A 25,853-nucleotide genomic window follows, 5' to 3' on the forward strand; every position below is an offset into this window, starting at 1 on the left:
CAGCCTCCCACATGTTAAGCGTGCGCAGCCGCCACCCGGGCCCGCCCACAGAAATTTCAGGGGGCAGAGAGCGGGCCTGCGACTCTACCCTAATAATATACAGTATACTGCTAGCTACGGGATCCCTCAAGGAGCTCCTCCAGCTCCCTAAGGCTTTCAGCGATACGCCTGGGCAACCCCCTTAACCGTTCAACACCACCCCGAGCGTTCAAAAACGCGGAGAGCGCGGGGCCCCATGCCTGCAGGAAGCTAGGGGGCTCCTGCTTCCAGCAACTTCTCCCGGCTAAACAACGCGTTAAACTATTAAACAAGGATGGGGGGTGGGGCGGGGGAGGCTCTGCGGGACGCGTCCCGGGGTCAGGGCGGGCAAAATTGCCCAAACTGCTCAAAAGCCTCGATTCAGAACCACCTACACGATCGAAATCACCGGTGAGTGCGGCCCGGGCGGTCAGCCGCCTGAGCGCCGAGGCGGGGCCCGGGGTCTTGCCGACCAGTTATGCCTGCTTTTTGCTTCTGTCTTCAAAATAGTAGCTACATATATCTCTGACCGGGCATTCTGAGCATTTGGGGCTTCTTGCCGTGCACACCTTTCTCGCAAAGTCCAGCACTCCGTAGTTGAAGTCTCTGGCGCTCTCAGGGTCTTTGGGCACGAGCATTTTTGCGAAGGCCCAGAGCTTGGGGTCTGTGTGAGGCCTCTTCTTGGCCGACTTCACGCTGAAAACCCTCTCTATGACCCTTATCATGTTCCTGTCGAGGAGGGGTTCGGGCCTGTCACAGGCCCCCAGGAGCACCTCCGAGGCTATGTAGTCGCCCACTCCGGGTAGCTTCTTGAGCTTCTCCTTGTCGCATGGGATCCTCCCTCCAAGCTTCTCCTCGACGAGCCTGGCCAGCTCTATGAGGTGCCGAGTCCTCTGGTGCTCTATGCCCAGCGGGCGTATGACCTCCTTCACCTCATTCTCTTCAGCGTTCAGGAGCGCCTTGGGCGACGGGTACCTCTTAATGAACTCCTCGTAAACCTTGATCACCTGCTTTGTGGTTGTCTTTCTCAGGAGGAGCGCCGCGACGAGGATGGCCCATGCATTGCTAGTATTCCTCCAAGGCAGGCCCCTGTCCCCATGCACCCTGTACCACTCTATTATCCTGCGCCTGAACTCCCTGATCTTCCCGCTGTCGGCCAGGAGCAAGGAGGCCCCCTTTGGCTCCCGCCTTGAGGCACTTATGCTCGGTGAATATATATGCTTTATATATGTTTTTTAATATGCTTCATTGGGGGGTGCGTGCTGATGCAACGCTTCACAGTGTCTCTGTGCAGGCGCGCGGTCAAGAAGGCTGTGAGGAGGGGCGCCCTCCCAGACGAGTACCTGCTCTACGATGACCCTCGCCGCAAGGTCACACACGCAGACCTGCTGTGTGAGGGCACCGTGAGGGGGCGTGATTGGGAGTCCTTCTCCAGCGTAGATGAGTGGATTGAGTGGCTGGGTTGGAGTACTGTTCTGCTGGATGAAAGGGACTACCTCACAGCCGCCGTTCACGCCCTCGATCTGGCCCCGAGGATCCCGGCGACGGATTACGGGACGACGAGGCAGAGGGATCTGGGACAGCTCTTGACAGACGCGATAAGGGGCTTCCTGGGCGAGATAGCCCTCGCCAAGTGGCTAGGCGAGAGGTTCGAAGTCAGAGTCGTGCTCGACTACAGGAAGGGCCCCCTGCCAGAATTCCTGCCCTCAGACATAAGGCTGGTGAACGGTAGGCCTCCCAGGCTCAATGTGAGCATAAAGACAACTAAGCTGAGAGGCATATGGCTGGACATACCTTACAGCCAGATAGAGAACAGCCACGTCTTCGTCCTGGTCAGGGTCGGGGTGTCGAGGGAGCACTTCCTCGCATTCCTCAAGGAGATAAGCGCCATTAAAGACAAGATCCTGTCGAAGGCGAGGGAGCTGGGGATAATATCTGAGGATGATCTGGCCAGCATTTGGGATGCAATCCCAGAGTTTACCAAGATACCGGCCTGCATCGCCGGTTTCTTCGACAAGAGAGAGTATGAGGATGCAGTTAAGGAGAGGACGAGCATACTCCTGGCTGACGGGGAGGAGAAGAAGAGGTTTGTTGTCAACAAGTTTGTGGGCTACTGGCACCCCGAGCAGGACAAGTAGGATAGGCGAAGCCCTGGCCGAGATACTGGACGAAACAGATTAAAGGTCTCGAATGAGCCCCTCCCAGTCCTCCCTCCTGCGCCTGAGAGCCCCCGAACTCACGATGAAGTGGAGAGTCCTCGAGAAGTTCCCAATGCCCTCAAACTCTATTTTGACGTCATTCGAGACTTTGAAGCCCTGACTCCTGAGGGTCTCGATGAGCCTCTCCCTGTTCGCCCCTGCCGCCATGGAAGAGGAATGTGTCTGGGAATGTCTGCAACCTCGCCCTTTCTCTCAGCGTTAGCATTGCTCTGTCTCGATCATAGTGGTAGCCGTGGGTCCCCCCGCCGCCGTAGGCGACCACAGTGTAGGCTGGCTTCAGCGGGTGGATCCTCCTGTAGACCAGGCTTATGCCCCTCCCCTCAACCTCCCACCGCGTCCCCCTGACGAACTCGTGGTTCTCACCCGGGGGATTCTCTTCATCCTCTCAACCACCACGGGATCCTCCCTCGGGGGCTCTGTGGTGGAGTCGGGGAGCATGAGCCTGTCCACAGGCCTGCCCAGGTAGCCCAGCTCCCTCAGAACGGCCTCATGTTGCCTCAGGGCCTCCTCGATCTCCTCCGGGCTGGCCCTCTCCACTCCGTTGACTCTCAGGTAGTCCTCTACTGCGCTGAAAGTGAGCCTGTCCCACACTCTCCTCTTCCACTCCAGGGCGCGCTGAGTGCCCAGCTCGCGCCAGAGGCCCTCCCACTTCCGCATCACCTCCCTGTACTTGTCGTCGAGCCTGTCCAGCCGGTCGCCTTCGAAGACCTCGATGGGTGTGAGAGGGTACTTGCGGAAGAGCCAGCCTCTCCCGCGCAGGGCGGCCTCCAGCCTGCCCCTCAGCCTCCAAAGCGCGGCTGTGCTCCCCCGGAGCAGGTCTTTCCTCACGCCCACTATGATCAGCCGCTCCCTCTTCTGGGGGACTCCGAGGCTGGAGAAGTGGACGATGCCGCTGAAGATTATCTCGTAGCCCTCAGCTCCGTCCGCGCCGTCCGCCTTTATGAGCCTCCTCACCTCATCCCAGCGGAGCTTCAGGTTGGCGAAGTCGTCCAGGATGACCTTGTAGGCGAGCCCCTTATTGGCGCTGACGAGGCCGGGCACGTTCTCGAACACGAAGGCCTTGGGCTGGAGGGTGGCGAGAGCCCTCACGAAGTGGGCGTACAGCCTCCCCCTCCTGACCTCTATCCCCCTCCTGTCCCAGTCGGGGCCGCGGACAATGGAGAAGTCCTGGCATGGGGGGCCACCCGCCACCACGTCAACCCCCGCATCAGAGAGCCCGGCAAAGTCCACCCGGGCCACGTCGCAGGCCAGGATGACGCCCGGCCGAGCCTGGACTTCCAGCTCCCCACCGCACAGCTCCAGCTTGAGCCCCAGGTTCCTCGCGTACGTCATCGCCGCGGGGACCCGCAACTCGTTAGCGAACACAATCCTGAACCTCCCCGTCTGGACGAGGCCCAGGTCAAGCCCCCCAGCACCCGAGAATAGCGATGCGACCCTGTACACCTTCACACTTCACCACCTCCCATCTCCCTCTTAACCTTAGACGCCACAATCGACTTCTCCGACAGCCACGACAGCACTATATTCCTGACAAGCTCAGCATCGTCGCTACCCATCACGCCACGAAGCATCTCTATAAGCTCCCACTGCTCCCGCGTAAAGGTGACCTGAACCCTCTTAACCCTCCCCCTCCTCTGCTCGCTCATAGCACACCAAACTCCACAGAAACACACTACGCACACACGGCTAATAAAGGTTCATTCACCCCGCCCAGGCCAGCCCTCTTAAATTCCTCGGGGCCGTGAATCTGAGTCATGTCGCGGACTGGCACGAGATATTATTTTGAGCGCGATCCTCTGACTCTTTTCCTGCCGTGCTTCTATCAGGTATAATGTTGAAAAGCCCTAAAAAGACGCTTTGCTCTCTGTTATTGGCTCAAAAACGGTGTTGCACCCGCGGAAAATGGTGTCAAAGACTGCAAGAAGCTCCAATGCAGGCCATTGCTTAGTTTTGCACGGTAAGTGGAATATGCTTAGTAGCTTCTGAGGGTTTAGCGTGAAGAAATCCGCGAGAGGAGGAGTAATGTAGGACTGTTATCGGCGTTGCTTGGAGCTCTGCTAGCTCCTGCTGTCTGAGCGAGATCTCCGCCTGAATCCATATAGTGACCAGCTGGAAGTATATGAGCGTGGCGATGAGTCCGTCATGTAAGCCTAGGCTGTATAATATTAGGGAGGGTATCAGTGCCAGCAGGAGAATTGCGAAGCCCAAGTCCTTTAAGGGCACGCGCGGCACGGGCAAGACAGGCCCCCACAGCGTTCCCGATGTTGCCAGGCGGTTAAGTGAGGCCCACCTCAGCCAGGTGCTCCAGGTATTTGGGGTATGCCTGGTCTGCCTCCCCTAGGAGGTCTTCGTACCTCGCCTCGCTCACCCTCAGCTCCCCAAACCTGCTCTGCATGAACCTCGCGGCCTCCCTCCCCACAGTTTTAACCATGAGCCTCCATGCAACCTTCCTCATGTACTTGGGCAGTACTAGGCCGTGCCTCACCGCGTACCTTCTGGGCTGGTGCCTGCCAACCCTCCTAGGGGCTACCCGCATCAGCAGCTCAAGGGTCTCCCTAGAGAAGTATATCCACTCGCACTGCTTGGCCGAGCCCCTGAGGCCCATGTAGTACCTGCAGAACCCTTTATCGCCGGGGCACACCAGCCTCTCGGTTGTGACCCCAACTCCCGGTATCTCCACGGTCCCGCCAGGATCCCAGGACTCAATCATCCTCAGCACGTGCGTGTACCTGGCCCCTGACTCGATCATGACCCTGTAGACGGTGTAGTAGACCGGGTGGTTCTCCCCCAGGAGTTCTAGGGTCCTCCTAACGTCCTCGAGGCTTATGGGGTACGGCTTGACGTCCAGCCTGTACCCCCGGGAGGGCACCGCCTCCGTTAGCCACCCGAATGCTTCGGGGCTGATCCTCCTCCTGTAGTAGAGGTATTGGACGTAGTGCCTGAATACGTTCCGGAGCCACCTATTCGGGTGGCTCACAACATAGTCGACCAGGTCCTCTGAGAGCTCCCTGCCCTCCAGGTATTTCGTGAACAGGCTCCTGTAGTACTTGAGTGTGGCGGGATCCCTGACCCTCCTGCGCCCCTTACGCTCCCTCAGGATGCTCTCGAAGTCGCGTCCCACCTCAATGTGACGCCGGAGAAGCTGAGGCCGGGCATCCTCCTCAAGCCGTCCCTGAACTCCCTGACAGCGAAGCTGAGAATGGCCCTCTTCAGGTACTCATCCCTTGAGGCCGGGGCCGTGATTTTGAGTGCGAGTCCGTAGTCAACGCTACCATCCTCCCCGACAAGCCCCAGGGGCTTATCCATGCCCGGGGATCCACCGTATAGGCTGTTGGAGGGGGTATTACAGTCATATAAAAGGTGCTCTCTGGCCCCTGTCCTGGAGCGGTGTAGCCCTCGGCGGTGATGAGGCTGATTTGAGCCGAGTAGTGTGGATGTGGAGTGGAGACCTCGCTGAGCCGAGGGACGCTATATTATCTCCTCCATCTTTTCCTTGATTACCTTCTCTGCATCCCCTCTCGAGACCTCTGTGAAGCCCATGCTCCGGATTGCCTCTACTATCTTCTCCGGCTGCTTTTCCAGGTCGCTGACGGGCATGTCTACTGTGGTTTCGGCACGGTAGGCTTTCCTGCCCGGGACGAGGATTACTAGGATGCGTGTTCGCCCGTCATCCTCCTTCATAACAGCTAGGCCTACGTTCTCTCCGGCAGGGTCCTTCAGTATGGCCAGGTGCTCTCCGCTCCTAGTGCTCCCGTATACTACTGCCTCGCTAACCTGTACCGGCGGCTGGGCTGCGGGCCTGGCGGCGCGCCTAGCGGCTTCCCGTATCTGGCGCTCCACCTCCGCCTCCGTTGTAGTTGTCCAGGCTCTCTCCTCCTCGGTCTCTGGCCTGGCTAGTACGTGCTCAGCCTTCTCTATCACCTCTAGCACGGCTTTCCGTACCTCCTCGTCGGGTATCCTCCTGAAGGCCTCCATCTGGAGCGTGTCGAGCTTCCACTCTATGTCTCCATCCCTTACCTCGTACTCTACGCGTATCCGCACAGCATCACCCTTGTCTATATGGAGCTTGTTGACGAGTATCTCGAAGAGGAGGCGGTTCAGCTCGCCGGCGCGGCGGGCCACCTGCTTTGAGTCTATCTTGCCGCTCTTGATATCGTTCCTAAGCTGGGCGAACAACACCCTGCGCAGCTTGTCGGCGTAGGCACCGGCTATGACAAGGCCTGTTGAGAGCTGGGGCATACGTTCTACCCCCCTCTTACTCGTCACTGTAGGCCATGAGGAGGGGTTAAGTAGTGGCTTCCTCTTAAACGGTGGCTAGGCTGGCTATTTCTTTAGGAAAGCGTCCAGTGCTGCCGAGCTCCTAAGCTTTCCCGCCAGTTTTGAGCGCCTGACCTCCTCAGCAGCCTCCAGGGATTTCGCCAGCCGGGCAGCCTCTTCCAGTGCATGGCCTAGGTCGCTGTAGACGGCTACGGGCTTCGAGGCCAGTATGCGCCTCACCGTCTCCCGTATGTGCCAGTTGCCTATGGGGGCGTAGTAGTCGCGCGTTATCTCCCTTAGTATGATGGCTTTGGCTTGTCTCCTCCTGCGGTACAGGTGCTCCGCCACGGCAAGCCTGGCCGCTATGTACCCTCCGTCAAGGGGCTCCATTCTGAGGCTCGGGTGCTCGACTATGCGGTAGACCACGGGGCTCCTTGCCGCCTGGGTCCAGGGGGTCAAGGGGTGCCATACCTCTATCATCTCTGCCTCGTAACTCCCCGGCACCAGTATGACTGTGAAGTAGTTGCCCAGGTATCCGCCGTGGTAGACTTCCACCTGCCCTATGGTGTCGTAGCTCCTAACCGCATGGAGTAGGTTGTTTGATATAGTCTGGTCCACCGCTGTTATAGCCCAGCGGGTTGGGACAAGCCTCCTGCTGCGAATCCTTCCAAGCAGCCCTAGGGAGAGGGCGCGCGTGAGCAGGTACACATCAATGCCGCTACGGTATAGCTCTATTATAGCGTCTGTGCTCCTCGCGTCGTCCCAGACAAGTTTCTCGAGCTTCCTTGGCGGCCTTGGAGACTCTTCAACCTCTATCTTCTCGGCCGGCGCGCTCGGCCCCTGCGGTGCCAGCATGCCGTCAAAGCGGAGGCCCGGCAGCGGGGGCTTCGAGAGCATGGCCCGGCTGTCGACGGGTCTCTCCGATACCGCTGCTATTGATATCTCCTTCTCGTAGAGCCTCCAGGGGGCCCGAGCGTCCACACGCGTTATGGTAGATACCAGGCTCGAGCGGAGCTGGAGGAGCTCGCGGAGGCTTGGAAGCTTCTCCCTCCAGAGATCGGGAGCATCATAGAGCTGGGCCTCCTCCCCGCGGACCCCGGGCGGGATGTTGTAGAGGAGCGGGACTCTCGGGTACCCGGCCTCGCCGACCACTATGCTGGGGGGAGTGCTGCCCTCTATCTCCCTCCCACCCCTTATCCTCGCCACCGCCTCCGCCTGGAACCTGAACTTCTCCAGGATGGGGCATACTGGGAGCCCGCAGAGCTTCTTATAGCCCTTACACCTGGTGCATAGCTGCGGAGGTATACGTCGCCCCATCGATGCTCCTCTCCACGCGCCCCGGGAAGGGGGGGCAAACAGTCCCTGAGGAGCTATGGGTGGGAAGCCTTGCAAAAGGGGGTTAAGGCTCTGTGGGCGCTAGGGCCCTAAGCTATCTTGAACCTTAGCACCCCTACCAGGCCCTTGAACGTCTTCTTTATCCACTCTGCCTCCGGTACACCGTCCGAGAGGAAGTAAACCTCTGTACCGTACTTCTTAGCCTCCTCGGCCAGCGCCTCGGCGTCCTCCCGGTCCTCATCGAGTATTATGAACTTAAGGGCTCCCATCTCTAGGGCTTGCCTAACCATCTTGTCTCCGTAGACAGCAAGTCCATCATCCCTTACAAGGTGGCGCTTGAACTCCTCTATAGCCTTCACAAGCTCAGCGTACTTGTTCTTAGCTATTATATCTGAGGCCTTTATTGAAAGCTCTCTGAGCCCTGCAGGACCCTGATAGGCGACGTCTATCAGCTCGCTGGCTATCTTCTGCCTAATCCTGTAGTCTAGGAACTCCTTAGCCTCTTCTAGGAAGTCCTGCTTAGCATAGCCCGGGCCGCCTACGATTATGGCCTTCAACGCGTTCTTCTCTATGAGCGGGAGGAAGTGCTTATTCATAGCCTCGGCGACCTCCTTATAGAAGCCCTTTACGAACTGCTCTATCTGGCGGTCAAATCGCCTCTGGCTCTGCCCGCCCTTATGGTGTTTGCCGGGTACGTAGCCCTCCAGTTCCTCCAGCACCTGGATCCTACTACCCTTGAGCAGGCCTATGGTAGCCTGGTCCCTCTCCACTATGACTAGGCCAAACGTCTCCTCATGCTCTACCATCTCCTCTAGGAACTCCGTGTGGAACCACTTGTCGGTGCGGTAGAAGAACACTGGCACCGGCTCGGGCGGCGAGAACATTAGGCAGATGAAGTCGTGGGTCTCCATGTCCTCGCCGCAGAAGAGTACCAGGCCGTTGGGAGGCACCTTCTGCATCCTGCTCAGCCTATCCATGGCTGATGATAGCGCGCGTTGGACGGCGTCCCTGGTCCTCTTCAGCTTTATGTTGTCTGTTATAGAGTACTCCGTCCTCAACAGGCTAGCTACGTCACTTATCGGCCTACCCGGGGGTATGTATAGGCTCAGCAGCACCGTTGCCGGCGCCTTCCACTTTTTAAGCTCGCGTATTATGCGTTTGAGCGTCCTCTTGTCCACCGTGAGCTTCTCTAGGCTGCTCATCGGCACAACACCCTATTGGAGGTTTTTTAGACCGGCACAGTTTATATGGAGTATCACACCAGCACAGCGTGGCTAGTCTTATATGTATTACTTGGGCCTCAGCCTAACCAGCGCTCCCAGTCTGTGTAGCTTGAGCCGCGGGGTCTGCACTTGTACCAGGTGCTCGAAATAGCTGTGATACACGGCTTCGGCCCGGTTAGTAAGGGGGTGCGCGACAACGCTAGGCTAGCGGTGGAGGCCCTCCGCGAGCTGGGCCTCGCGGTCGACTATGTAGAGGTCCCGGTGCCGGTACTCGACTCCGAGGGGCTCTTCGAGCCGGTAGTGCTAGCCAACAATGTTGAGGTGTACATACCCTCCATAAAGGCTGACCCGGAGAAACTGGCGGACTACATACTGGCCGTGGCCGGTGCGGCTGGAGTCGGGGTTGCCGGGTTCCCCCTCCCTCCTGTAACCCTGGCTGACTAGGCTTCAGCAGCCTTCTGCTGAACACCAACCTTGTAGAAGGGGCACGACTGCCAGTATTTCTCGCACTTCTCGGCCTCGCTCCTCGTCAGTAGCCTATTGAGTACGCGGCACTGGGCCAGGTAGCCCCCACTGTACTCGTAGACCCTCATGAAGGGGCAGCGCTGCTGCGGCCTCGAGGTAAGCAGGTGTATGGGCGGGTACGGCTTCAGCTGATCAGCTATGGCGGGTCTTAACCCGGCCTCCAGGCCGGTGCGCCTCCTCTGTCCCTTGTCCGGGTCGACATAGAACTGGCATGCCCTGTACTCAGCCTCGCTCCCCTGGCACCTTGAGGGAGAGGTGACAGCGGCAGTGGGCCTCGACAGCTTAGGTGATGTACACATGCCGTTGCGGTACCAGGGACACGGCACGCCAGGCCCCCTCCCCGCGGTAGTAGGCCTTCACCCTGCTCTGCAGAGGAGCTTGCGCGCCTCCTCGAGTAGGCTGGCCTGCCCCCTACACCTCTCCAGCTCTTTCTCCATTTCCCTCTTCTCGCCCTCGAGTTCCTCGAGCCGGCTCCTTATCTCCTCGAGCTGCCTCCTGACCTCGTCCACCTCGCTGCACTTCTCCAGCTCCCTCCGCAGCTTCTCGTTCTCCTCCTTGAGCCGCTTCAGCTCCTCCTCGGCCTCGCTGCAGGCCGGCAGCGTGAAGGGTATCACGAGCTCTAGCTGCCCCCTGGCGAGAATCTCATAGGTCTCCCTGACTATCTTGCCGGCCTTGGTCTTCCCGCTCAGGTGGGCTCTTATCGTGGTCTCACTCCTCCCAAGCTCCTCGGCTATCTGGCTCACAGTGTATCCAGCCTTCTCGCGGGCTAGAGCGGCCGCCGCCACAGCGAGGCTGTCAAGCCATGTCGCCCTCTCTAGGGGGTCTCTTATCAGCTCCATTATGTCGGGGCGGTAGAGCGTACCGACGATCAGGCCGGTCTCCAGGAGCAGTATCTCCCTTCTCGAGGCCGGCCTTAGAGGCACATTAGCCAGGTCAAGCCTCTCCGGCAAGCGTCTCCTCGCCCAGGCTCCACCTGGTGGAAAGCCCGAGGGTTAACGTTCTAGAGGGCCCTTGCCCATGCCAGCAGGGCTGCGGTGCTACAGTATGTTGCAGCACTTGGGGTTCTTGCAGCATGGATCGCTGCCTGCCCCGCATTTAGCCCTGACCCACTCGCGTAGCATTGAGGCAGCCCTCTCGTCAAGCGCCATCAGGCCGCCTATGAGGTAGCTGTTGGCGTGGCAGTAGCCCTCTCTTCTAAGCATCTTGGTTAGTGGTGACACTATGGACTTTACGAGTATGAGCCAGAGATTCCAGTCCGGCAGCTCGTACATCTCCTTGGTGTTCTTTACACCGTATGTCTCCAGGGCTTCTTCGACAATAGCTATGGCTTTAGCAGCTACTTGGCCGGGGACCTTGGCCGCCCTCAGGCTGGTGCGCACAGCCTCAATCAACTGCAATGCCTTGTCCCCGTCTTTTGCCCGCTGGAGACCGCTGAAACCTATATAATCAAGCTTACTCCAGGGCTTAGCCCTCACCGGGGGATGATAGGTAAAGGCCTCTACGGACTTGGAGGGCGATGGCGACGCTTTAGGCCGTTGACCCCGCGCCGGCTAGAGCGCTATACTCTTCAGGGTTCTATAAATCTCGTAGAACGCCGACCTTATGCTGGCAGGTACGGAGGCACCGTGCCCGGCCACCATCTTGTAGTAGGCTTGGTCTGCTATGTGGTAGGCGCGCACAAGTGTCTGGAGCCCTGGCTCGCCGCTGCACGCTAGCGATCTGATTCTATTGACCACGTCTGCCACGGCTTCCAGCTCATCCAGGACACGGGATAAAGTAGCCTTCATCCCCTCCGTGCCGGGCCTCTCCTTAAGCTCAGAGAGCTTGGCCGAGTAGCTGGCGCGGTAGCGCTCAAGGCTGTTAGAGAGCGCTTCCAGCTGCGCGCATAGGCCTAGCAGCTCAGCCCTAAGCCTAAATCCCATGAAGCCTCCAGCCCCTAGGTGCAAGCTATCCCGGAGTTAATATGGTGGAGAGGAGTTAGGGGCGATAATAACGCGGGGCATCTATCAGTCATACGCGTCTTGAGTAATTCTAGATGCTCAAAGACTAACCCCTATATAAGGGTGTGGGCTCCTGGTTATAAGCCCCGGAGGAGTGGAGCCGTGCCGGCCAGCCCCAAGCAGAACAACTTCAACGACAGCTCTAGTGGTAGAGAGACCTATGTGTACAACAAGGACATAGTTCTCCATAAGCTCTACGAGGACGATGAGGTGGTTGTAGTTGTCGCTCCCAACGAGGATCAGTTGAGAGACATTATCCTCCGGCTCCTACGTGAAAGGCCTATGACCGTACGTGAGCTGCACTCAATCCTCTCTGGCCTGGCTAGCGAGGACAAGATACGCTACGCGTTAAACAGGCTCGCGGAGGAGGGTATAGTAGAAAGCGACGAGGAGGGTAGGTACTACGCATACTACGTATAGGCTTATGTTTTCCCAGGAGAAGTTTCACCCATCTTATCCATCTATGGCTCCATGTGGTCTGGCAAAACTTTCATGGTAACTCTTTTGAGAAGAGGTGGTTGTAGTAGAGCAGCCTAACCCGGGGCCTCCGATGCAGCCGCTGGTAGCCGGCTACCTAAGCCTAGCCTTCTGGGCGGCAGCCTACATGACCATGCACGAGCTGCTCCACTACGCGGCGGCCAGGTTACTAGGCTACAGCGCACGCTTCAGCATAGATACTGATGGAATGTTGCCATCGCCCTCAGTGTTCATAGAGGACGAGATCCAGGGGGTTAGGAGGATGGCTGTGCTATATGCTCCCTACATATTTAACATGGCTGCGATAGTTGCGCCGGCCCCTCTGCCGCTCAGACTCATAGCCCTACTCACGCTGCCCAATGCAGTCCTCGAGGAGAGGAGGAGCAGGTCATCGGCGATGCTTGCCACAAGCATCACGGCGGCAACGGCTTTGCTAGCTGCTACGTATTTTGCAGGGCTATATTCATAAGCTAAAAATTTAGATGGTTCAAGGCTCGTGAACAGCTATAGACCGTATTTAGACGGATAAAGTGAGGTCTAGGAAGTCCATGGGCAGGGGCCTGCCCTTGGCCTTTAGCTCGTCGTACTTCCGGGACAGCCATTCTATGAACACCGGGCAGCCGTCGAACTTGCCGTCACGCTCACACTTCTCGCCGAGCTTGAGGAAGCACTTGCCTGTACGCTTATCATAGTAGGGGCACATTTTATGATACTGTTTGGCGCTGCGTATCATACGTGCTATCCATCTCTTCTTAGGGTCCTTGCGCTCCTTCTCCTCCGCCTGGCTGAGAATCTTATCGAGCTCCTCGTTGGATATGCGTGTGCCCGCCAAGGCTATGCACCCCGCTACTGGCCCGGCGCCACGGCGCCGGGGGCGGCACCAATGTTAAAAATGGCTCACACCTCGCCTAATTGTGCCATGCCGTATCTGCATCATTTTAAATCCCTACCCACGGCGGCTTAATTATGTTGCGGAGGAGACACATGTTATTCTAGCCTGCGCAGCCGGTTGCTGCGCGGGGCACAGGGGCTGCAGTCCTTTGCAGAGGCCTAGGGGAGAAGTGGCGGTAGTAGGGGCCGGTGTTGCAGGCTCAGTGCTGGCTACGCTACTCCAGGCTAAGGGCATAAGCACCGTAGTCTATGACATTACTCCTTCCTACCGGAAGCCATGCGGTGAAGCAGTGCCTGCGGGACTGCTCGACCAGGACTGGCCCGAGGCGGTTGAAAAGCCTAGGATCCTCAATGTCATCAAGAGGTTTATATTCATGGTTGATGCTGAGGTTGTGAGAGTATACGAGTCTAAGAGGCCAGTATGGTACACGATAGATAAGAGCCGCTGGATAGATGGCCTACGTAGCCGGCTCAACGTGGTGAGCAAGCCTGTGGATCCCGAGAGCCTCCTGGATAGCCACAGCCTCGTAGCCGATGCACGGGGCCCATTCTCCTCCAAGGGGGTGAAGATACCCGTTTGGAGAGCCTATGCAGACAATCCGGGCATCGATGGCGAGTCTGTATACCTCATCTTCCTGCCGGGGAGACTTGGCCTCGCGTGGGTGTTCCCTCACGGCCATATGCTCAACATAGGCGGAGGCTTTATGGACGTGAAAAACCCGAGAGAAGTATCGGTGAAGCTCGTATCCAAGGCTCTCGGCCAGCTGCCGAAGCTACGTGGAGAGGCCTACTCGCTGGTGACAGTCTTTCCACGCATAGAGCTCCTCACGAGAAGCGGTGTAGTGAAGACGGGTGAGGCGGCGGGCCTAGTGATGAGTCTTGGAGGGGAGGGAATACGCCCGGCAGTCCTCTCGGCAAGAGCTCTTGCCGATGCGGTATCGCTAGACGATGATGGCAGGCCGTTTCTGGACGCGAGGAGGTACAGGGAGGGGGTAAGAAGCCTTTCAATAGAGTCTAGGACCCACTCGCTCATGCTGCTCGCGGCCTCCGCGCTGGGTAAAATGGGCGTGGAGAGAATTCTCAGCAAGGCGCCCGAAGACTTGATAAAGACATGGCTTGAAGGCAGGCTCCGCGGGCCACACTACCTGGTAAAAGGCATTACAGCGCTGCTATGATTTTGAGAAGCGGCTGGAAAGCTCTACCCGGAGCCTATAGTCTCCATAACCCTCTTTAGATGTGCGTGTACCTCGCTTGGAGTTAAGAACTCTGCACTCTCCTTCACTACCAGCTCCAGCCTGTACGTGTTCATCTTCTCGTCATAGCTTATGGTTGCACTTAGCTTATCGCCGGGGAGCTTTACAAGCAGCTTCCTCCCCTTCTCATCCTTCTCGATTTTAGCACCAAGCTTTTCGAGATCCTTCAGAATGGAGTAGAGCGTGTCCAGTTTGTCCTCCCCCTTCTTCCCTCCAGCCTCTAGCTCCCTGAGCCTTGCATCAATAGCATCGACGACCTCTGGTATGTCACTGTAGACTTTCCGCGCCTCCTCCAGTATCCGCCGGAGCAGCTCTAGCCCCTGGCCGCTGCGGTCGGAGCGTGCAATGGTTATCAAATCGTCGAAGTCGCGGCTGCGCAGGTAGTCTGCGAGTCTCTTCACATCGCCCCCAAACGCGTTGAACTTGTACTTGTCCTCGGCGCTACCTACTGCTCGACGTATATCATCCAACAGCTGCCTGGGAGCATTAGACTCGGCTAGTATCCTATTCACTATGTGTCGGAGGAAGTCCAGCCGCCTACGCTGCTGCAGAGCCATACGCGTTCCCCAGAATACCGTTGGTTATAGAACTCGTAAGTACTCTAAATAATCTACTCTTCGGCATTCGGAGCGGCTTCATACCCTCCTTCCTGGCCAGGGGCCATTATAGCTCTTCAAGCCGCTCCTTACTGGATAGGGTATCGGGGGTGCGGCATCCCCCTTGCCTGCTACCGGCGAGAGCCCCCGGATACATGTCGTGGACATACCTGTGCCGGAGGGGACCAATGTAATAGTGGGCCAGGCCCACTTCATAAAGACCGTTGAGGACTTGTACGAGGCCCTTGTAACCAGTGCCCCCGGGATAAAGTTTGGGCTGGCATTCTGCGAGGCCAGCCAGAAGAGGCTAATACGCTACGAAGGCAACGATGAGGGGCTTGAGAAGCTGGCGATAGAGGCCGCTAGGAGAATAGCTGCAGGCCACGTGTTCGTCATATACATTAAGGACGCGTGGCCCATAAACGTGCTTAATGCCATAAAGAACGTGCAGGAGGTAGTCACGATATTCGCCGCCACTGCTAACCCACTCCAGGTCCTCGTCGCGGAGACGAGCCAAGGAAGGGGGGTCATAGGGGTAGTGGATGGCTATACCCCGGTAGGGGTTGAAACAGAGGAGGATCGTGCAGAGAGAAGAGCCTTCCTGAGAAAGATAGGCTACAAGAAGTAGGCGGCGGCCCTCAAGGCCCGGCTGATTCTTCACCGGGAAGGCACCTTTTCTTCAGACCCGCCGTAGGTTGGCATGGAGGTTCGTCTTCACGGGGCCGCCGGTGTAGCCGGTGGCAGGCCGCCCCTATAGATACTAGCCTGAGGCTCCAGGGCATCTATTACCAGAGGCTGTGATATGCCGTACTCCGACCCGGGGGGCTGACATGGGTAGAGCAGGTACTGTGGCCCGGCTATACCATGCGTTTGACGCCAGTATAGCTGGTGTACGGCTAACACTGCTTAGGCTAGAGAAGGAGATAGAGCTTGGTAGCGCTGAGGTTCTCGACGCGGTAAGCGATCTACGCGAAAGATACGCTAACACGCCAGGCTACGTAGTGGAGGTGGTGAGGTATAACAAGCGTGGAGAGGAAGTCGAGGCGTCAGTGTTCGCCACTGTTGTGGGAACGGTGTTGTTCCCGCGTCCAGCCCGCCTCATAGTGGTGCGCGTTATAGAGGAGGAGCTCAGGGGGAGCCGGCCGCTCCAGCCCCTCCCCGCCGTGAAGCCTCCCGGGGAGCTCTACATATCTCTAGGGAGGATTGAGCTCCCGGAGGGAGTGTGGGGAGTTATACTAGAGACCGATCGCGGCGTAAGACTTGTGTCTAGAGACATGCTGGCGGGGGTGAAGAAAGACTCCAGTGGCGAGCCCGGATCCTCTGGAGCCTAGGAGGCGATGAGCGGGCTCCACCCCTACAGACCCTTCCACATGTCCTCCCTAGGTGTTCTTCAGCCTCCAGAGATAGGCTTCCAGCTCGCTTCTAACCATGTCGTATATGCTGTCCAGGTGAACCCTCCTTATGTGGAGGTAGAGGCCCTTCCGGGTAAATGGCCCTCTGCCGCATATCCTGCAGCGGAGAGTCTCCCCATCGTCGATTATGAGTTGCTCGGCCACCCTCTCCACTATCTCCTTGCCCACCTCCTGGAGGCTTGAAGGCACATCGCTGAGACTATAACTAAGCCCTGTGGCCCTTCTTATAGCTGCCTCGGCGAGCTTGCTGACTACGTAGACGAGGTCCAGCCTGGCATACCCCACGGCCTAGCCCCTCGGCGGCACTATTAGTGCTGTAAGGATTAACCCGCGCAGCTCCCTGCAGCCGGCCCTAGCGGCTCTGCCCCTAAGCTCTTCGGCGGCCTCTCTACTGAATTCCAGCGCCTCCAGTATATCTTCAAACATCTCTCTAAGCATCTCCACGTCACATGTGTCCGAGGCTAGGTACTCCAGTGCTGCCGCGAAGTGCTCCTCCCCCCAGGCGTCCACGAGATGTGCAGCATCCCTCTTCTTCATCGATGCCAGTACCGCGGTGTTCTCGGTATACTCGGCGTCGACGTGCCGGGAATAATTGGCAATCAGCGTGTAGAAATGGTCCCTGCACTCGGTGCAGGGTATGCCAAGCCCGTCGAGGGCTGAGCTTATGGAGGCCACCACGGCTATGTCCCGCGCCAGGCTCGTAGCTTCCTGGCTTGTGTCTATACTCCTGGGCAGCTGCCCGAGCGATGTGGCTTGGAGATCCGTTCCAGCTGTGGACACGAGGCCCTCCCCGAGGATAAATGGCTGAGGTAATGCCGTAGGGATAGCTCTACGGGGCTGGTAACACTCGGCCCCAGGGTCCTGCTCCATGGGAAGGGGTCCGCTGGACTAGGATTCTTCACCGCCCCAGGAGGCAGCGGCCCCCCGGGCCTCAAACCGGGTTTATCTCGTCATCCCCTGGCCTAGAGGGGTGGTGGCCGAGGCAGATTAGGGGGCTTGTCTTCTCCGTTAACCCGGGGAGAGGAAGCCACTATGCAGCTAGTGTGTATAAGATGCGGCAGGCCGCTAGTTGAGGGAGGGAGTGTAGGCCCCCTCTGCCTGGAGTGCTTCATCGAAACCCATAGGATCCTATGCGTCCCCGAGCGGCTAGAATTCGACTACTGCAGGTACTGCGGGTCTATCAGGATTGGGTATAAATGGGTCGAGGGGGGAGAGCTAGGTGAGGCCTCGGCAAAATTTCTTGAACGCCACCTCAGCGAGCATGTAGAGCCCTGCGTTAAGGAGGTTGAGAGCTTCCGCCTCGAGTCCGTGGAGCCTCTCACAGCTCCCTCTTGGCGTACAATGTACAGGGTGGTCTTCTCCGCCAGGCTACGGGGTGTCGATAGAGCGGTAAGGGTGAGCTACACCGTTGAGGTGAGGGCTAAGCCAACCATATGCCCGGCTTGTAAGGACGCGCGCGGAGGCGATTACAACGTCCTCCTCCAGGTGAGGGGTGAGAAGCCTGCAAAGCTGGCAAAGGTTTTATCACCACTGTTGGAGTCTAGCAGGCAGCTCGCCAACTCTATAGTAGATATAGTGGAGTATGGTGATGGTGTAGACTTCCTGCTTCTAGACCGTGGCAGTGCATCTAAGATAGTACGGCAGCTTAGGAAGTACTATCGCGTCCGCCTCGGCGCCACTGGCGAGGATGTTGGCATAACCTCCCGAGGCAGGCTAAGGAGGCGCCTCGTATTATCTCTCCACCTGCTCGAGGAGAGGCGGAGATGAGCGACGAGCTGGACTACGTGCCCGAGGATGTACTTAAGGAGGTGCTGGAGGCTGAGCGGGAGATACTTCCTAGGCGTAGAAGGAGGATGAAGCCCTACCCGAGCTCACGCGACTTGGTGGAGGCTGTGATAGAGGCGGTTAGGAGCTTCAGCGGCCATCCTGACGGGCTCCCCGAGTACGTGCTGCGGATACTTGAGGAGAAGGGGTTCGAAACCAGGCATGTCACTATAAAGCGCATATGGCGCACTTACGAGGCTCTCGTCCGAAGGGGCGTGATAGGCGACCGCCTGGGAGTTCTTGAGCCGGAGTAGCTGCGTTATTCGGGTGGCACTCATAATCCTTGGTGGGCATCCTTAATACTATAGGTCAAGCTACAACTAAAGGTGGGGGGCGATTTGAGGGTGCTGATAAGGCATGGCGACGTCTGGCTACTACTCAAGGAGGTATACACTATCCAGCGGGGGAGGCGTAGAAGAGGCAGGCAGAGGACGCGCAGCGCAGCGCCTTACGGGATGGTTGCTGAGAGCGTTGAGAAGCCTCCAGTGAATGGTATGAAGTATAGCGGCTACGTAGAAGTGCCTGCTACTAAGGTTAGCAGGTTCGCTACAAAGATGCATATGGCTGAGGGCAATGCGGTCATAGCTATAGAGCCGGATGGTCTGGACAGCTACAAGGCAGTCATCTATGCTAGTACGAAGAGCGAACTTGAGAGGGTTAAGAGGCTGGCCGAGTCCGTGATAGCCTCGCTCCAGGTACGCCGTGGCCGGAGCATAGGGGAGGAGGCTAGGGGCGAGGAGGAAGAGGAGGTGGAGGAAGCTGATGAGGAGCAAGAGGGAGAGGAGTAGCAGCGGGTCTGCGGGAACCCTCTGCGAGGTCTGCGGCGAGGCGCCGGCGGCCCACGTATGCCCCATGTGCGGCCGCAGGGTATGCGATGAAGACTGGGCCGGCGACCGCTGCATAGTCTGCAGGGAGACGTCGTGCAGCATATGCGGAGCCAGGCTGGCGGTTGCGAGCTGCAGCATCTGCGGCCGCCCTGTCTGCGATGAGTGCTCTGTCCAGGTGACACCGGTAGCAAGGGTGTGCAGGGAGTGCCTGGCCAGGCTCGGCGGCTTGCCGAGGGAGTGGCCGCCGCGGAGCCTCGTTCTAGCTGAGCTCCGCAGGCTTAGCGCTGGCCTCTCCAGCCTGTTGCGGGGATAGCCACTCGTCCAGCCTGCCGGACCGCGGCGGCTCCCGGGGCCTTATCCTAAGGGGTATCAGGTGGGAGCCGTCGCATGTCGGCGCGGTGTGGAGGTGCTGCATGCCCTCTCTGCACGTGGCGAACTCCATTCCTAGGCGGAGGGCTATCCTCCTCACTCTTTCAACGATTCTAGCCCTCACCTCTAGCGGCGCGTACCAGTAGCCGTTTATCCACCTGCGCCCGGCAGGGTAGAGCCTCCGGTACTCCTCTTCCAGCTCCGGGAAGGCCTCCAGCATCCTACGTAGGTTGTCGGGCCTAGCCTTGTAGATCGATGTAACCACGAACCTTGCCTCAGCGGCCCTGGCAGCCTCCAAGACCTCTTGTATCATTTCCTCGCTGTCGGTGAGGCCTGGGAAAACCGGGTCGAGCCGGATCCCTAGCGGCACCCCGGCCTCGTTCAGCTTCTCGAGCGCCCTTACCCTATCCCTCGGCGGCGGCGCGCCCGGCTCCAGTCTAGCGGCGAGCCTGCGGTCCATAGTGGTTATGGTCATGGTGACCGCGGCGTTCCCCTGGGAGAGTATGTTGGCGTCCCTGGCCACGAGCGCACCCTTGGTTATTATGAGTACACGGAACCCGCGGGGCAACAGCTGCTCCAGCGTCCACCTGGTCAGCCGGTACCTCTCCTCCTCCGGGGGGTATGGGTCGCTGCTCGTCGAGATGTCTATGTGGTACCTGGGGTCTATCCTTACTAGATCCCTCAGGAGCCTCTCCCTGTAGTCCTTTTTCGGGGTACTCCTCCTAACCCCTATGTATGCGGTCGCATAGCAATAGAGGCAGAAGTGGCTGCATCCGGTATATGGGTTTAAAGAATACTTAACCGGGCATGTGCAGAGACTGCTCCCCCAGGGGTCAAAGGTCTTTATAAGCCTGCCTTCGGGCAGTAGAGGCCTCCGCCCCCTTCCCGGCATATTACCCAAGGGCTTCTCCCGCTATGCGTCCCTTCTGGAACCCCGCGGCGGCTATAGCTCGATATTCGCGTGCTTAGCGCGGAGATCATCTTCGCTCTTGCCCAGGCGGTGCATCAGCTCCACTACAACGCCGTCGAGGAACACCAGTGCAGTATCCTCGAACAGCGTGCCAAGCGGTGCTAAGGGTTCATGTATGCCTAGTATCTGGCGTGCGAAGTAGTCTATATCAGGTGCCATCTTGGTGCGGCCAGGTATCTCGACCACGACGTCTGCTAGCTGCCCCAGAGGGCTGTCAGGGTAACTGGTTACAGCTACTATGACTGCACCCACCTTCTTGGCTGCCTCGGCCGCCGTGACTATTAGCTTCGTCCTACCCGAGCCGGATATAGCTACAACCGCATCGTTCTCTCCTATACTGGGGGTTATACTCTCTCCAAGCACGTACACGTTGAAGCCCATATGCATGAGCCTCATAGCGAATGCGCGTCCCACTAGGCCGCTCCGGCCGGCACCCATTACCAGTACCTTGTGCCCGTCGCGGTACACTCTCTCTAGTACCTCAAGCATACTGTTTACCTGCTCCGGCTTCAGCCTGTCTATAACCTTGTCTATGAACACTACAATCTCCTTCATCGTCTTCTTGACATACTCCAAGAGGGGGCCAGCCTCCGGCCAGCGCTCCATAATCCCTGGGAAGGCCTACACAGCTCCCACCTTATCCCTTACCCTGCTCCAGGCTACATGTGGAGACCCCTGCACGGGCCCCTTAGGGCTTCAAAGCCAGCCGAGCTGCGCTAGGTGAAGCCTTATTTGCGGGCCCGGGTATGGCCGCAGCCCGGCTCGCCCCAGCTCCAGGCCCACTGGGCCCTCCGGGTAGCCGGCGAGGACGACAAGTTGCGGGGAGGGGGTCAGCTATTGCTTCGAGGATAATCTCCAGGAGGGAGCCTATAAACGAGTTCGCTGAGAAGCTCTACAAGATAGCGCGTAAGTGGCAGGAAAGATGGCTGAGGTCCCGCATATTCGAGGCCGACCCGGATGAGAGCAAGCCAAAGTTCTTCATAACCGCGGCCTTCCCCTATCCCAATAGCCCGCTGCATCTGGGGCATAGCAGAACATACACCATAACGGATGCGTACGCGCGCTTCATGCGGATGAGAGGTTACAACGTGCTGTTCCCGATGGGCTTCCACTTCACCGGCACACCGATCCTAACCATGGCAGAAGCTATAGCCAATGGCGACAAGGACCTCATAGACCTAATGATAAACGTGTACGACGTGCCGCCAGAGGATATAGACAAGCTTAAGGACCCCCTCTCGCTCGCAAGATACTTCAGCCGCGACGCAAAGCAGGCGATGATAGAGTCCGGCTACAGTATTGACTGGAGAAGAGAGTTCACAACAATAGACGAGGAGTTCAAAAAGTTCATTGTATGGCAGTTCACAAGGCTGAAGGAGAAAGGGCTGCTGAAGAAGGGCACTCACCCCGTCGGCTGGTGCCCAGTACACAACATGCCCGTCGGCATGCACGATACCAAGGGTGACGTGGAGCCGGAGATAGGGGAATTCACACTAATACTCTTCGAGCTGGAGGACGGCCTCTACCTTCCTGCCGCAACGCTTAGACCAGAGACAGTGTTCGGCGTCACCAATGTATGGGTAAACCCTGCTGCAGACTACGTAATAGTAGCCATTGATGGTAGACGCTATGTAGTGAGCGAGAGGGCCGCCTTCAAGCTAAGGTTCCAGCGCGATAACGTGGTGGTTGAGAGGAAGCTCCGCGGCGAGGAGCTTCTGGGAAGACGCGTACGCAACCCCGCAACGGGCAGGGCGGTGCCCATACTCCCCGCGGACTTCGTCGATCCTAACACGGCCACTGGAGTAGTAATGAGCGTGCCAGCCCACGCCCCTTACGACTACGTAGCCTTAGAGGAGCTGAAGAGGGAGAAGCTGGACACTCTAAAGAAGCTCGGAGTCGACCCCGCCGAGCTAGAGCCAATACCCCTCATAAGGGTTAAGGGATACGGTGAGATACCGGCGAGGGATATAGTAGAGAAGATGGGAATTAAGAGCCAGCTTCAGAGGAAGCTGCTTGATGAAGCCACCAGGAAGCTCTACAGCGATGAGTATCATAGCGGCATAGTCAGGGAGGATATACTAAATTACATTTACCCGGATATGCCGGAGCCCTACCGCAGTTTTGCCATAGCACCGGTGAAGGCCTGGATCGCTGGGAGAAGTGTTCCGGAGGCCCGCGACGCGGCTGCCAGATGGCTCGCAGCGCTAGGCTACGGCGACAGGATGTACGAGATAATGAACCGCCCCGTCTACTGCAGATGTGGAAACGAGATAGTGGTCAAAGTCCTGAAGGACCAGTGGTTTATAGATTATGGGAACCCCGAGTGGAAGAAGCTTGCCTACGAGCTACTTAACTCTATGAGGGTAGTCCCTGACGAGGTTAGGGAGGAGTTCGTCAAGACTATAGAATGGCTCCACGAGAGAGCGGCTGCCCGCACCCGCGGCCTCGGCACAGAGCTGCCGTGGAGCAAGGGCTGGATCATAGAAAGTCTAAGCGACTCTACAATATACATGGCGTTCTACACTGTTATACACAAGATAAGGAGATACGGCCTGAAGCCGGAGCAGCTAACCACAGGGTTTTGGGACTATGTACTGCTGGGCAAGGGTGACCCCGACAAGGTTTCCGAGAAGACGGGCATTGGTAGGGATGTGCTTGAAGATCTCCGTAGGGAGTTTAACTACTGGTATCCGCTGGACTCGCGGCATAGCGGTAGGGACCTGGTGCCGAACCATCTAACGTTCTTCATATTCAACCATGCTGCCATCTTCCCGAGGGAGAAGTGGCCTAGACAGATAGTGGTGAATGGCTTCGTCCTGCTGGAAGGAAAGAAGATGAGTAAGAGCCTCCGCAACATAATACCGCTGCGAAGAGCGCTGCGCGTCTATGGAGCCGACACGGTGCGGGCTACGCTGCTCGCGGCTGCAGAGCTGCTGCAGGATGCAAACTTCTCTGACGAGCTGGCCAGGAGCGTCATGGATAGGCTTCGCAGGTTCGAGAGCTATGCCCAGCGGGCCCGTGAGGCCGGCGGCGAGGAGACGGTTGCCGACCGGTGGCTCCGCAGTATACTCCAGCGCCGCGTGGAGGAGGTGACCAAGGCCTTTGAGGAGTTGAGGACCAGGGCGGCGACGGTTACAGTGCTCTACGAGATGAGCAATGATGTGGTCAAGTATCTTGAAATCCGCGGCGGCGAGCCCGGGCCCGCACTACGCGAGTACATAGAGGCCTGGACCAAGATGCTGTCGCCAATAGCGCCTCACATAGCAGAGGAGGTCTGGCACGAGATCCTTGGCAAGGAGAGCTTCGTCTCATTGGAGAAGTGGCCCTCTCCGGACCCCAGTAGACGCGACCTCCAGGCAGAGCTCATGGTAGCCTATGTGGACCGTCTAGTCGAGGATGTAAAGTCAATTCTTAGGGTCTACAAGGGCGAGCCTAGGAGGCTAGTCGTAGCGGTCGCCAGTCCCAGCAGCTGGAGAATAGCCAGGATAGTAGCAGCCCACGTCGCAAGAAGAAGCCAGCTTCGCGACGCGATACACGCCGCCATAGAGGCGGGGGCTCCGGGCAAGGAGGCTGCTAGGCTGGTCCGCAGGCTCTACGAGCTGTTACAGAGCGTAGACGAGGAGCTGCTCTCGCTCATAGAGGGTGTCGACGTGTTCGACGAGAAGTACGCCATAGAGGCTATGAGAGATTATATATCGGCTAAGACCAGGATAAGGGAGATCAGCGTCTACTATGTGGAGGAGGCCGCAGGCCGTCTCCCCGAGAGCAAGCTGAACCAGGTTACTCCGCTGAGGCCTGCAATCCTCATAGAATAGCGCTCCTATATAGGCCTCTTTTACCCCCGCCTATAGAGGCCCCCTCACCTTAACCATGCCCTCTCTGGTTATCTCTATACAGCCCTTCTCCGCTAGATCGTGGAGCATCCTCCTTGCCTCCTCCCGCTTCACCCCCATGGCGTGGGAGACCACGTCGACAGCGTCTCTAATAGGGGCGGGCGCCCCGCCGAACACCGATGCCAGCGCCTCTAGAGGGTCTCGCATGCATGGTGGCTTCGTAGGCACGGGGAGATGGCCCCTAATCTCGATATACTCCTTAAGCCCCGTCCCCGGCAGCTCTAGCAGATAGATGTTTGGAGATATCCGCTTCACCACCAGCCTCCTCAATCCATAGCTGGAGGGGCGCCGCAGCTCATAGCCGGCAACGAGTACAGGGCTGCTGCCGGGAGCACACCAGAGGAAGACGCCTCCGGGCCCGCCGCCCTCACTGCAGCCTCTCACCTCGACCCCGAGCCCTGCGGCCTCTGCAGCAGCGGATACGACAGGAGCCAGCGACTCCTCCGTATAGAGTATTGTGCCTGCGTTGTAGGCGGCCACGAGGCCAAGGCTTATCGACACACGCCGTAGCGGCGGCGTTATGTAAACTCTCAGTCCCCGCCCGAGGATGGAAACTATCCCTCCCGGGCTCATTGCCTGCTCCGCCTCCCCTGCAGCGTGTATGCCACTCTTCCAGCAGGGTTCAGCGTAGCTCAGCCTCCTCACAGCCCCCTTCCAGGGGCTCAGCCCTCAGCTCCTCATCCTCCCAGCACTCCCAGGGAGAATAACACGAGCTAGGAGACTTTTATGAAGGCTGGACGGTCCTCCTTGCCGCACGGCTGCCCGTGGACCGTGATGTGTAAGAGGGTCGCTGACGCCCCGCCGTGATGAGTGCCGGAACCCTGGCTGACCCTCCTCCCTGCACCATCCTCTAGAGCAGGCGCAATGTCTTTACACCCGCCGGGTGCTCTTCCCGGTAATCTGGCCCTGCAACAGCTCCGCCCTTGGAGCCTCTCTGGGATGAGCAGGGCCGGGACGTATTCACCGCGCCCTTTCTCTGGCCCCTCTCCTCCCGCTCTCCTGGGGAAGGAGGAGGTGCAGCAGGAGCCTTGATCATTGTGGCAGCCGGCGATGTGCATAGTCCAAGGTACCTGCTACAGTACATGGCCGCACTTGCAAAGCACCGCGATGAGTGCAGCAGAGCAGGCATTCTCATATGGGCAGGTGACATGGTGGACCGTGGCAGGGTTAGCGCGCTCGAGGCCGTGGTGGAGGCCTCGAGGAGGAGCTGCCCCTCCGCGAGAATAGTGGCTGTCTTCGGTAACGAGGAATACATGGACAGGGAGGAGGAGTTTATTAGACGCTACCCCTCCGTAGTATGGCTCAACGACACCTACATAGTGGTCGAGGAGGACATAAAGCTGGCCATATATGGTAGCAGGGGTGTTCTAGACAGGCCCACCAGGTGGCAGCGCAGGCACATACCAGGCATAGAGGCGATCTACCGCCATAGAGCTGAGAGAGCTGCAGCCGCGCTCCGAGAGCTGCGTGGCAAGGCGGACAAGGTTATACTCGTGACGCATTATGCGCCGACCCGCCTAACACTCGAAGGAGAGGATCCAAGAATATGGCCCGAGCTAGGGAGCACGATAATGGAGAGGGTGGTGCTTGAAACAGCACCCGACCTGGCTATCCACGGCCACGCTCACCGCTCAAAGAGGCTGGAGGCTGTATTGGGCAGAACCCGTGTAATCAACGTGGCCCTCCCAGCACGTGGAGATGTGGCGGTTATCGATCTCTAGCCCGGTGATGCTTGTGGCCGCCTATGCTGAGTAGGTGATGACT

At 58.3% G+C, this 25,853-nt stretch carries 34 protein-coding genes; 13 read left to right on the plus strand and 21 right to left on the minus strand.

The features are described from left to right. Positions 1-494: 494 nt before the first annotated feature. On the minus strand, positions 495-1,184 hold the full coding sequence (locus tag CF15_RS05905) for an HhH-GPD family protein (RefSeq protein ID WP_058370961.1): 690 nt from the start codon (positions 1,182-1,184) through the stop codon (positions 495-497). Positions 1,185-1,298: 114 nt separating this feature from the next. Here CF15_RS05905 and CF15_RS05910 point away from each other — a divergent pair, with 114 nt between their 5' ends. Further along, positions 1,299-2,156 carry a hypothetical protein gene (locus CF15_RS05910; protein WP_168371312.1) on the plus strand — a complete coding sequence of 286 codons (858 nt, stop codon included), beginning with the start codon at positions 1,299-1,301 and terminating at the stop codon, positions 2,154-2,156. 39 nt (positions 2,157-2,195) lie between these two features. Here CF15_RS05910 and CF15_RS08605 read toward each other — a convergent pair whose 3' ends face one another. From CF15_RS08605 to prf1, 9 genes are all read right to left on the minus strand, one after another. Next, entirely contained in the window at positions 2,196-2,384 is a 189-nt protein-coding gene (locus tag CF15_RS08605; protein WP_083494530.1) for a hypothetical protein, read from the minus strand. Continuing rightward, the gene (locus CF15_RS09365; RefSeq protein WP_201783091.1) at positions 2,314-2,499 is read right to left on the minus strand and encodes a DNA cytosine methyltransferase; all 186 of its coding nucleotides are present in this window, start codon (positions 2,497-2,499) and stop codon (positions 2,314-2,316) included. Before CF15_RS09365 ends, CF15_RS08605 begins: the two co-directional genes overlap by 71 nt. Before the next feature lie 44 nt (positions 2,500-2,543). Then, positions 2,544-3,686, minus strand: a complete 1,143-nt coding sequence (locus tag CF15_RS05915) for a DNA (cytosine-5-)-methyltransferase (RefSeq protein ID WP_201783092.1) — start codon at positions 3,684-3,686, stop codon at positions 2,544-2,546. Then, positions 3,683-3,883 (minus strand): hypothetical protein, encoded by a 201-nt coding sequence (locus tag CF15_RS05920; RefSeq protein ID WP_058370963.1) that lies wholly within the window; start codon positions 3,881-3,883, stop codon positions 3,683-3,685. The genes CF15_RS05915 and CF15_RS05920 overlap by 4 nt, the downstream gene beginning before the upstream one ends. A 629-nt stretch (positions 3,884-4,512) precedes the next feature. After that, positions 4,513-5,358 carry an integrase gene (locus CF15_RS05930; RefSeq protein WP_058370965.1) on the minus strand — a complete coding sequence of 282 codons (846 nt, stop codon included), beginning with the start codon at positions 5,356-5,358 and terminating at the stop codon, positions 4,513-4,515. Next, a complete protein-coding gene (locus tag CF15_RS05935; RefSeq protein ID WP_058370966.1) occupies positions 5,331-5,543 on the minus strand; it encodes a hypothetical protein in 213 nt (70 codons plus the stop codon). Before CF15_RS05935 ends, CF15_RS05930 begins: the two co-directional genes overlap by 28 nt. Before the next feature lie 162 nt (positions 5,544-5,705). Continuing rightward, positions 5,706-6,476 (minus strand): DUF2258 domain-containing protein, encoded by a 771-nt coding sequence (locus tag CF15_RS08445; protein ID WP_070807832.1) that lies wholly within the window; start codon positions 6,474-6,476, stop codon positions 5,706-5,708. 84 nt (positions 6,477-6,560) lie between these two features. Then, positions 6,561-7,811 (minus strand): Nre family DNA repair protein, encoded by a 1,251-nt coding sequence (locus CF15_RS05945; RefSeq protein ID WP_058370967.1) that lies wholly within the window; start codon positions 7,809-7,811, stop codon positions 6,561-6,563. 107 nt (positions 7,812-7,918) lie between these two features. Continuing rightward, positions 7,919-9,031: a peptide chain release factor aRF-1 gene (prf1, locus tag CF15_RS05950; RefSeq protein ID WP_058370968.1), complete on the minus strand. Its 1,113-nt coding sequence runs from the start codon at positions 9,029-9,031 to the stop codon at positions 7,919-7,921. A gap of 150 nt (positions 9,032-9,181) precedes the next feature. Here prf1 and CF15_RS05955 point away from each other — a divergent pair, with 150 nt between their 5' ends. Next, entirely contained in the window at positions 9,182-9,496 is a 315-nt protein-coding gene (locus CF15_RS05955) for a hypothetical protein (protein ID WP_058370969.1), read from the plus strand. Here CF15_RS05955 and CF15_RS05960 read toward each other — a convergent pair. The 4 genes from CF15_RS05960 to CF15_RS05975 form a co-directional block, all read right to left on the minus strand. Next, complete coding sequence (locus CF15_RS05960; protein WP_058370970.1) at positions 9,493-9,903, minus strand: hypothetical protein; 411 nt, start codon at positions 9,901-9,903, stop codon at positions 9,493-9,495. The two genes, CF15_RS05955 and CF15_RS05960, sit on opposite strands and share 4 nt — an antisense overlap. A 30-nt stretch (positions 9,904-9,933) precedes the next feature. Then, complete coding sequence (locus CF15_RS05965) at positions 9,934-10,527, minus strand: transcriptional regulator (RefSeq protein ID WP_058370971.1); 594 nt, start codon at positions 10,525-10,527, stop codon at positions 9,934-9,936. An 87-nt stretch (positions 10,528-10,614) separates the two neighbouring features. Continuing rightward, positions 10,615-10,974: a hypothetical protein gene (locus CF15_RS05970; protein WP_058370972.1), complete on the minus strand. Its 360-nt coding sequence runs from the start codon at positions 10,972-10,974 to the stop codon at positions 10,615-10,617. A 153-nt stretch (positions 10,975-11,127) separates the two neighbouring features. After that, complete coding sequence (locus CF15_RS05975; protein ID WP_058370973.1) at positions 11,128-11,499, minus strand: hypothetical protein; 372 nt, start codon at positions 11,497-11,499, stop codon at positions 11,128-11,130. A gap of 180 nt (positions 11,500-11,679) precedes the next feature. Between CF15_RS05975 and CF15_RS05980 the strand changes: the two genes are divergently transcribed. Continuing rightward, positions 11,680-11,997 (plus strand): helix-turn-helix domain-containing protein, encoded by a 318-nt coding sequence (locus CF15_RS05980; protein ID WP_083494532.1) that lies wholly within the window; start codon positions 11,680-11,682, stop codon positions 11,995-11,997. 130 nt (positions 11,998-12,127) lie between these two features. Further along, a complete protein-coding gene (locus CF15_RS05985; RefSeq protein ID WP_058370974.1) occupies positions 12,128-12,523 on the plus strand; it encodes a hypothetical protein in 396 nt (131 codons plus the stop codon). A gap of 48 nt (positions 12,524-12,571) precedes the next feature. Here CF15_RS05985 and CF15_RS05990 read toward each other — a convergent pair whose 3' ends face one another. Beyond that, complete coding sequence (locus tag CF15_RS05990; protein WP_058370975.1) at positions 12,572-12,886, minus strand: RNA-binding protein; 315 nt, start codon at positions 12,884-12,886, stop codon at positions 12,572-12,574. A 208-nt stretch (positions 12,887-13,094) separates the two neighbouring features. On the opposite strand from CF15_RS05990, the gene CF15_RS05995 reads away from it, so the two are divergent. Then, positions 13,095-14,120 carry an NAD(P)/FAD-dependent oxidoreductase gene (locus CF15_RS05995; protein ID WP_058370976.1) on the plus strand — a complete coding sequence of 342 codons (1,026 nt, stop codon included), beginning with the start codon at positions 13,095-13,097 and terminating at the stop codon, positions 14,118-14,120. A 23-nt stretch (positions 14,121-14,143) separates the two neighbouring features. Here the strand turns inward: CF15_RS05995 and CF15_RS06000 are convergent, their stop codons facing one another. Then, complete coding sequence (locus tag CF15_RS06000; protein WP_058370977.1) at positions 14,144-14,755, minus strand: hypothetical protein; 612 nt, start codon at positions 14,753-14,755, stop codon at positions 14,144-14,146. Between the two features lie 163 nt (positions 14,756-14,918). On the opposite strand from CF15_RS06000, the gene CF15_RS06005 reads away from it, so the two are divergent. Then, positions 14,919-15,422, plus strand: coding sequence for an adenosine-specific kinase (locus CF15_RS06005; protein WP_058370978.1), 504 nt, complete (start codon positions 14,919-14,921; stop codon positions 15,420-15,422). A gap of 202 nt (positions 15,423-15,624) precedes the next feature. After that, positions 15,625-16,125 carry a hypothetical protein gene (locus CF15_RS06010; protein ID WP_168371313.1) on the plus strand — a complete coding sequence of 167 codons (501 nt, stop codon included), beginning with the start codon at positions 15,625-15,627 and terminating at the stop codon, positions 16,123-16,125. 48 nt (positions 16,126-16,173) lie between these two features. Here the strand turns inward: CF15_RS06010 and CF15_RS06015 are convergent, their stop codons facing one another. Both CF15_RS06015 and CF15_RS06020 read right to left on the minus strand, forming a co-directional pair. Next, positions 16,174-16,491 (minus strand): hypothetical protein, encoded by a 318-nt coding sequence (locus tag CF15_RS06015; protein WP_058370980.1) that lies wholly within the window; start codon positions 16,489-16,491, stop codon positions 16,174-16,176. A gap of 3 nt (positions 16,492-16,494) precedes the next feature. Then, positions 16,495-16,986: a hypothetical protein gene (locus CF15_RS06020; RefSeq protein ID WP_058370981.1), complete on the minus strand. Its 492-nt coding sequence runs from the start codon at positions 16,984-16,986 to the stop codon at positions 16,495-16,497. A 252-nt stretch (positions 16,987-17,238) separates the two neighbouring features. Here CF15_RS06020 and CF15_RS06025 point away from each other — a divergent pair, with 252 nt between their 5' ends. The 4 genes from CF15_RS06025 (at position 17,239) to CF15_RS06040 (ending at position 19,170) form a co-directional block, all read left to right on the plus strand. Beyond that, entirely contained in the window at positions 17,239-17,973 is a 735-nt protein-coding gene (locus CF15_RS06025; protein WP_058370982.1) for a 60S ribosomal export protein NMD3, read from the plus strand. Beyond that, positions 17,970-18,284, plus strand: coding sequence for a hypothetical protein (locus CF15_RS06030; RefSeq protein WP_058370983.1), 315 nt, complete (start codon positions 17,970-17,972; stop codon positions 18,282-18,284). Before CF15_RS06025 ends, CF15_RS06030 begins: the two co-directional genes overlap by 4 nt. Before the next feature lie 84 nt (positions 18,285-18,368). Continuing rightward, positions 18,369-18,818: a hypothetical protein gene (locus tag CF15_RS06035; protein WP_058370984.1), complete on the plus strand. Its 450-nt coding sequence runs from the start codon at positions 18,369-18,371 to the stop codon at positions 18,816-18,818. After that, positions 18,793-19,170: a hypothetical protein gene (locus CF15_RS06040; RefSeq protein WP_058370985.1), complete on the plus strand. Its 378-nt coding sequence runs from the start codon at positions 18,793-18,795 to the stop codon at positions 19,168-19,170. Before CF15_RS06035 ends, CF15_RS06040 begins: the two co-directional genes overlap by 26 nt. Here CF15_RS06040 and CF15_RS06045 read toward each other — a convergent pair. Both CF15_RS06045 and hxlB read right to left on the minus strand, forming a co-directional pair. Beyond that, positions 19,117-20,118: an SPL family radical SAM protein gene (locus CF15_RS06045; RefSeq protein WP_058371421.1), complete on the minus strand. Its 1,002-nt coding sequence runs from the start codon at positions 20,116-20,118 to the stop codon at positions 19,117-19,119. The two genes, CF15_RS06040 and CF15_RS06045, sit on opposite strands and share 54 nt — an antisense overlap. 51 nt (positions 20,119-20,169) lie before the next feature. Next, on the minus strand, positions 20,170-20,802 hold the full coding sequence (gene hxlB, locus CF15_RS06050) for a 6-phospho-3-hexuloisomerase (RefSeq protein WP_058370986.1): 633 nt from the start codon (positions 20,800-20,802) through the stop codon (positions 20,170-20,172). A gap of 140 nt (positions 20,803-20,942) precedes the next feature. On the opposite strand from hxlB, the gene leuS reads away from it, so the two are divergent. After that, a complete protein-coding gene (leuS, locus tag CF15_RS06055; protein ID WP_083494533.1) occupies positions 20,943-24,011 on the plus strand; it encodes a leucine--tRNA ligase in 3,069 nt (1,022 codons plus the stop codon). A 30-nt stretch (positions 24,012-24,041) separates the two neighbouring features. Here leuS and CF15_RS06060 read toward each other — a convergent pair whose 3' ends face one another. Beyond that, the gene (locus CF15_RS06060) at positions 24,042-24,734 is read right to left on the minus strand and encodes a hypothetical protein (RefSeq protein ID WP_058370987.1); all 693 of its coding nucleotides are present in this window, start codon (positions 24,732-24,734) and stop codon (positions 24,042-24,044) included. Positions 24,735-25,126: 392 nt separating this feature from the next. Between CF15_RS06060 and CF15_RS06065 the strand changes: the two genes are divergently transcribed. Next, entirely contained in the window at positions 25,127-25,810 is a 684-nt protein-coding gene (locus tag CF15_RS06065) for a metallophosphoesterase family protein (protein WP_236698201.1), read from the plus strand. The last annotated feature ends 43 nt before the right edge of the window (positions 25,811-25,853 follow it).

This window comes from Pyrodictium occultum (assembly GCF_001462395.1).
Lineage (GTDB): Archaea > Thermoproteota > Thermoprotei_A > Sulfolobales > Pyrodictiaceae > Pyrodictium > Pyrodictium occultum.

Excerpts from the sequence above, each read along its gene's own strand:
- CF15_RS08605 (WP_083494530.1), bottom strand. The coding sequence starts at position 2,384 with ATGGCGGCAGGGGCGAACAGGGAGAGGCTCATCGAGACCCTCAGGAGT.
- CF15_RS05920 (WP_058370963.1), bottom strand. The coding sequence starts at position 3,883 with ATGAGCGAGCAGAGGAGGGGGAGGGTTAAGAGGGTTCAGGTCACCTTT.
- CF15_RS05935 (WP_058370966.1), bottom strand. The coding sequence starts at position 5,543 with ATGGATAAGCCCCTGGGGCTTGTCGGGGAGGATGGTAGCGTTGACTAC.
- CF15_RS08445 (WP_070807832.1), bottom strand. The coding sequence starts at position 6,476 with ATGCCCCAGCTCTCAACAGGCCTTGTCATAGCCGGTGCCTACGCCGAC.
- CF15_RS05945 (WP_058370967.1), bottom strand. The coding sequence starts at position 7,811 with ATGGGGCGACGTATACCTCCGCAGCTATGCACCAGGTGTAAGGGCTAT.
- prf1 (WP_058370968.1), bottom strand. The coding sequence starts at position 9,031 with ATGAGCAGCCTAGAGAAGCTCACGGTGGACAAGAGGACGCTCAAACGC.
- CF15_RS05975 (WP_058370973.1), bottom strand. The coding sequence starts at position 11,499 with ATGGGATTTAGGCTTAGGGCTGAGCTGCTAGGCCTATGCGCGCAGCTG.
- CF15_RS05985 (WP_058370974.1), top strand. The coding sequence starts at position 12,128 with ATGCAGCCGCTGGTAGCCGGCTACCTAAGCCTAGCCTTCTGGGCGGCA.
- CF15_RS06000 (WP_058370977.1), bottom strand. The coding sequence starts at position 14,755 with ATGGCTCTGCAGCAGCGTAGGCGGCTGGACTTCCTCCGACACATAGTG.
- CF15_RS06010 (WP_168371313.1), top strand. The coding sequence starts at position 15,625 with ATGGGTAGAGCAGGTACTGTGGCCCGGCTATACCATGCGTTTGACGCC.
- CF15_RS06025 (WP_058370982.1), top strand. The coding sequence starts at position 17,239 with ATGCAGCTAGTGTGTATAAGATGCGGCAGGCCGCTAGTTGAGGGAGGG.
- CF15_RS06030 (WP_058370983.1), top strand. The coding sequence starts at position 17,970 with ATGAGCGACGAGCTGGACTACGTGCCCGAGGATGTACTTAAGGAGGTG.
- CF15_RS06040 (WP_058370985.1), top strand. The coding sequence starts at position 18,793 with ATGAGGAGCAAGAGGGAGAGGAGTAGCAGCGGGTCTGCGGGAACCCTC.
- CF15_RS06045 (WP_058371421.1), bottom strand. The coding sequence starts at position 20,118 with ATGCCGGGAAGGGGGCGGAGGCCTCTACTGCCCGAAGGCAGGCTTATA.
- hxlB (WP_058370986.1), bottom strand. The coding sequence starts at position 20,802 with ATGGAGCGCTGGCCGGAGGCTGGCCCCCTCTTGGAGTATGTCAAGAAG.
- leuS (WP_083494533.1), top strand. The coding sequence starts at position 20,943 with ATGGCCGCAGCCCGGCTCGCCCCAGCTCCAGGCCCACTGGGCCCTCCG.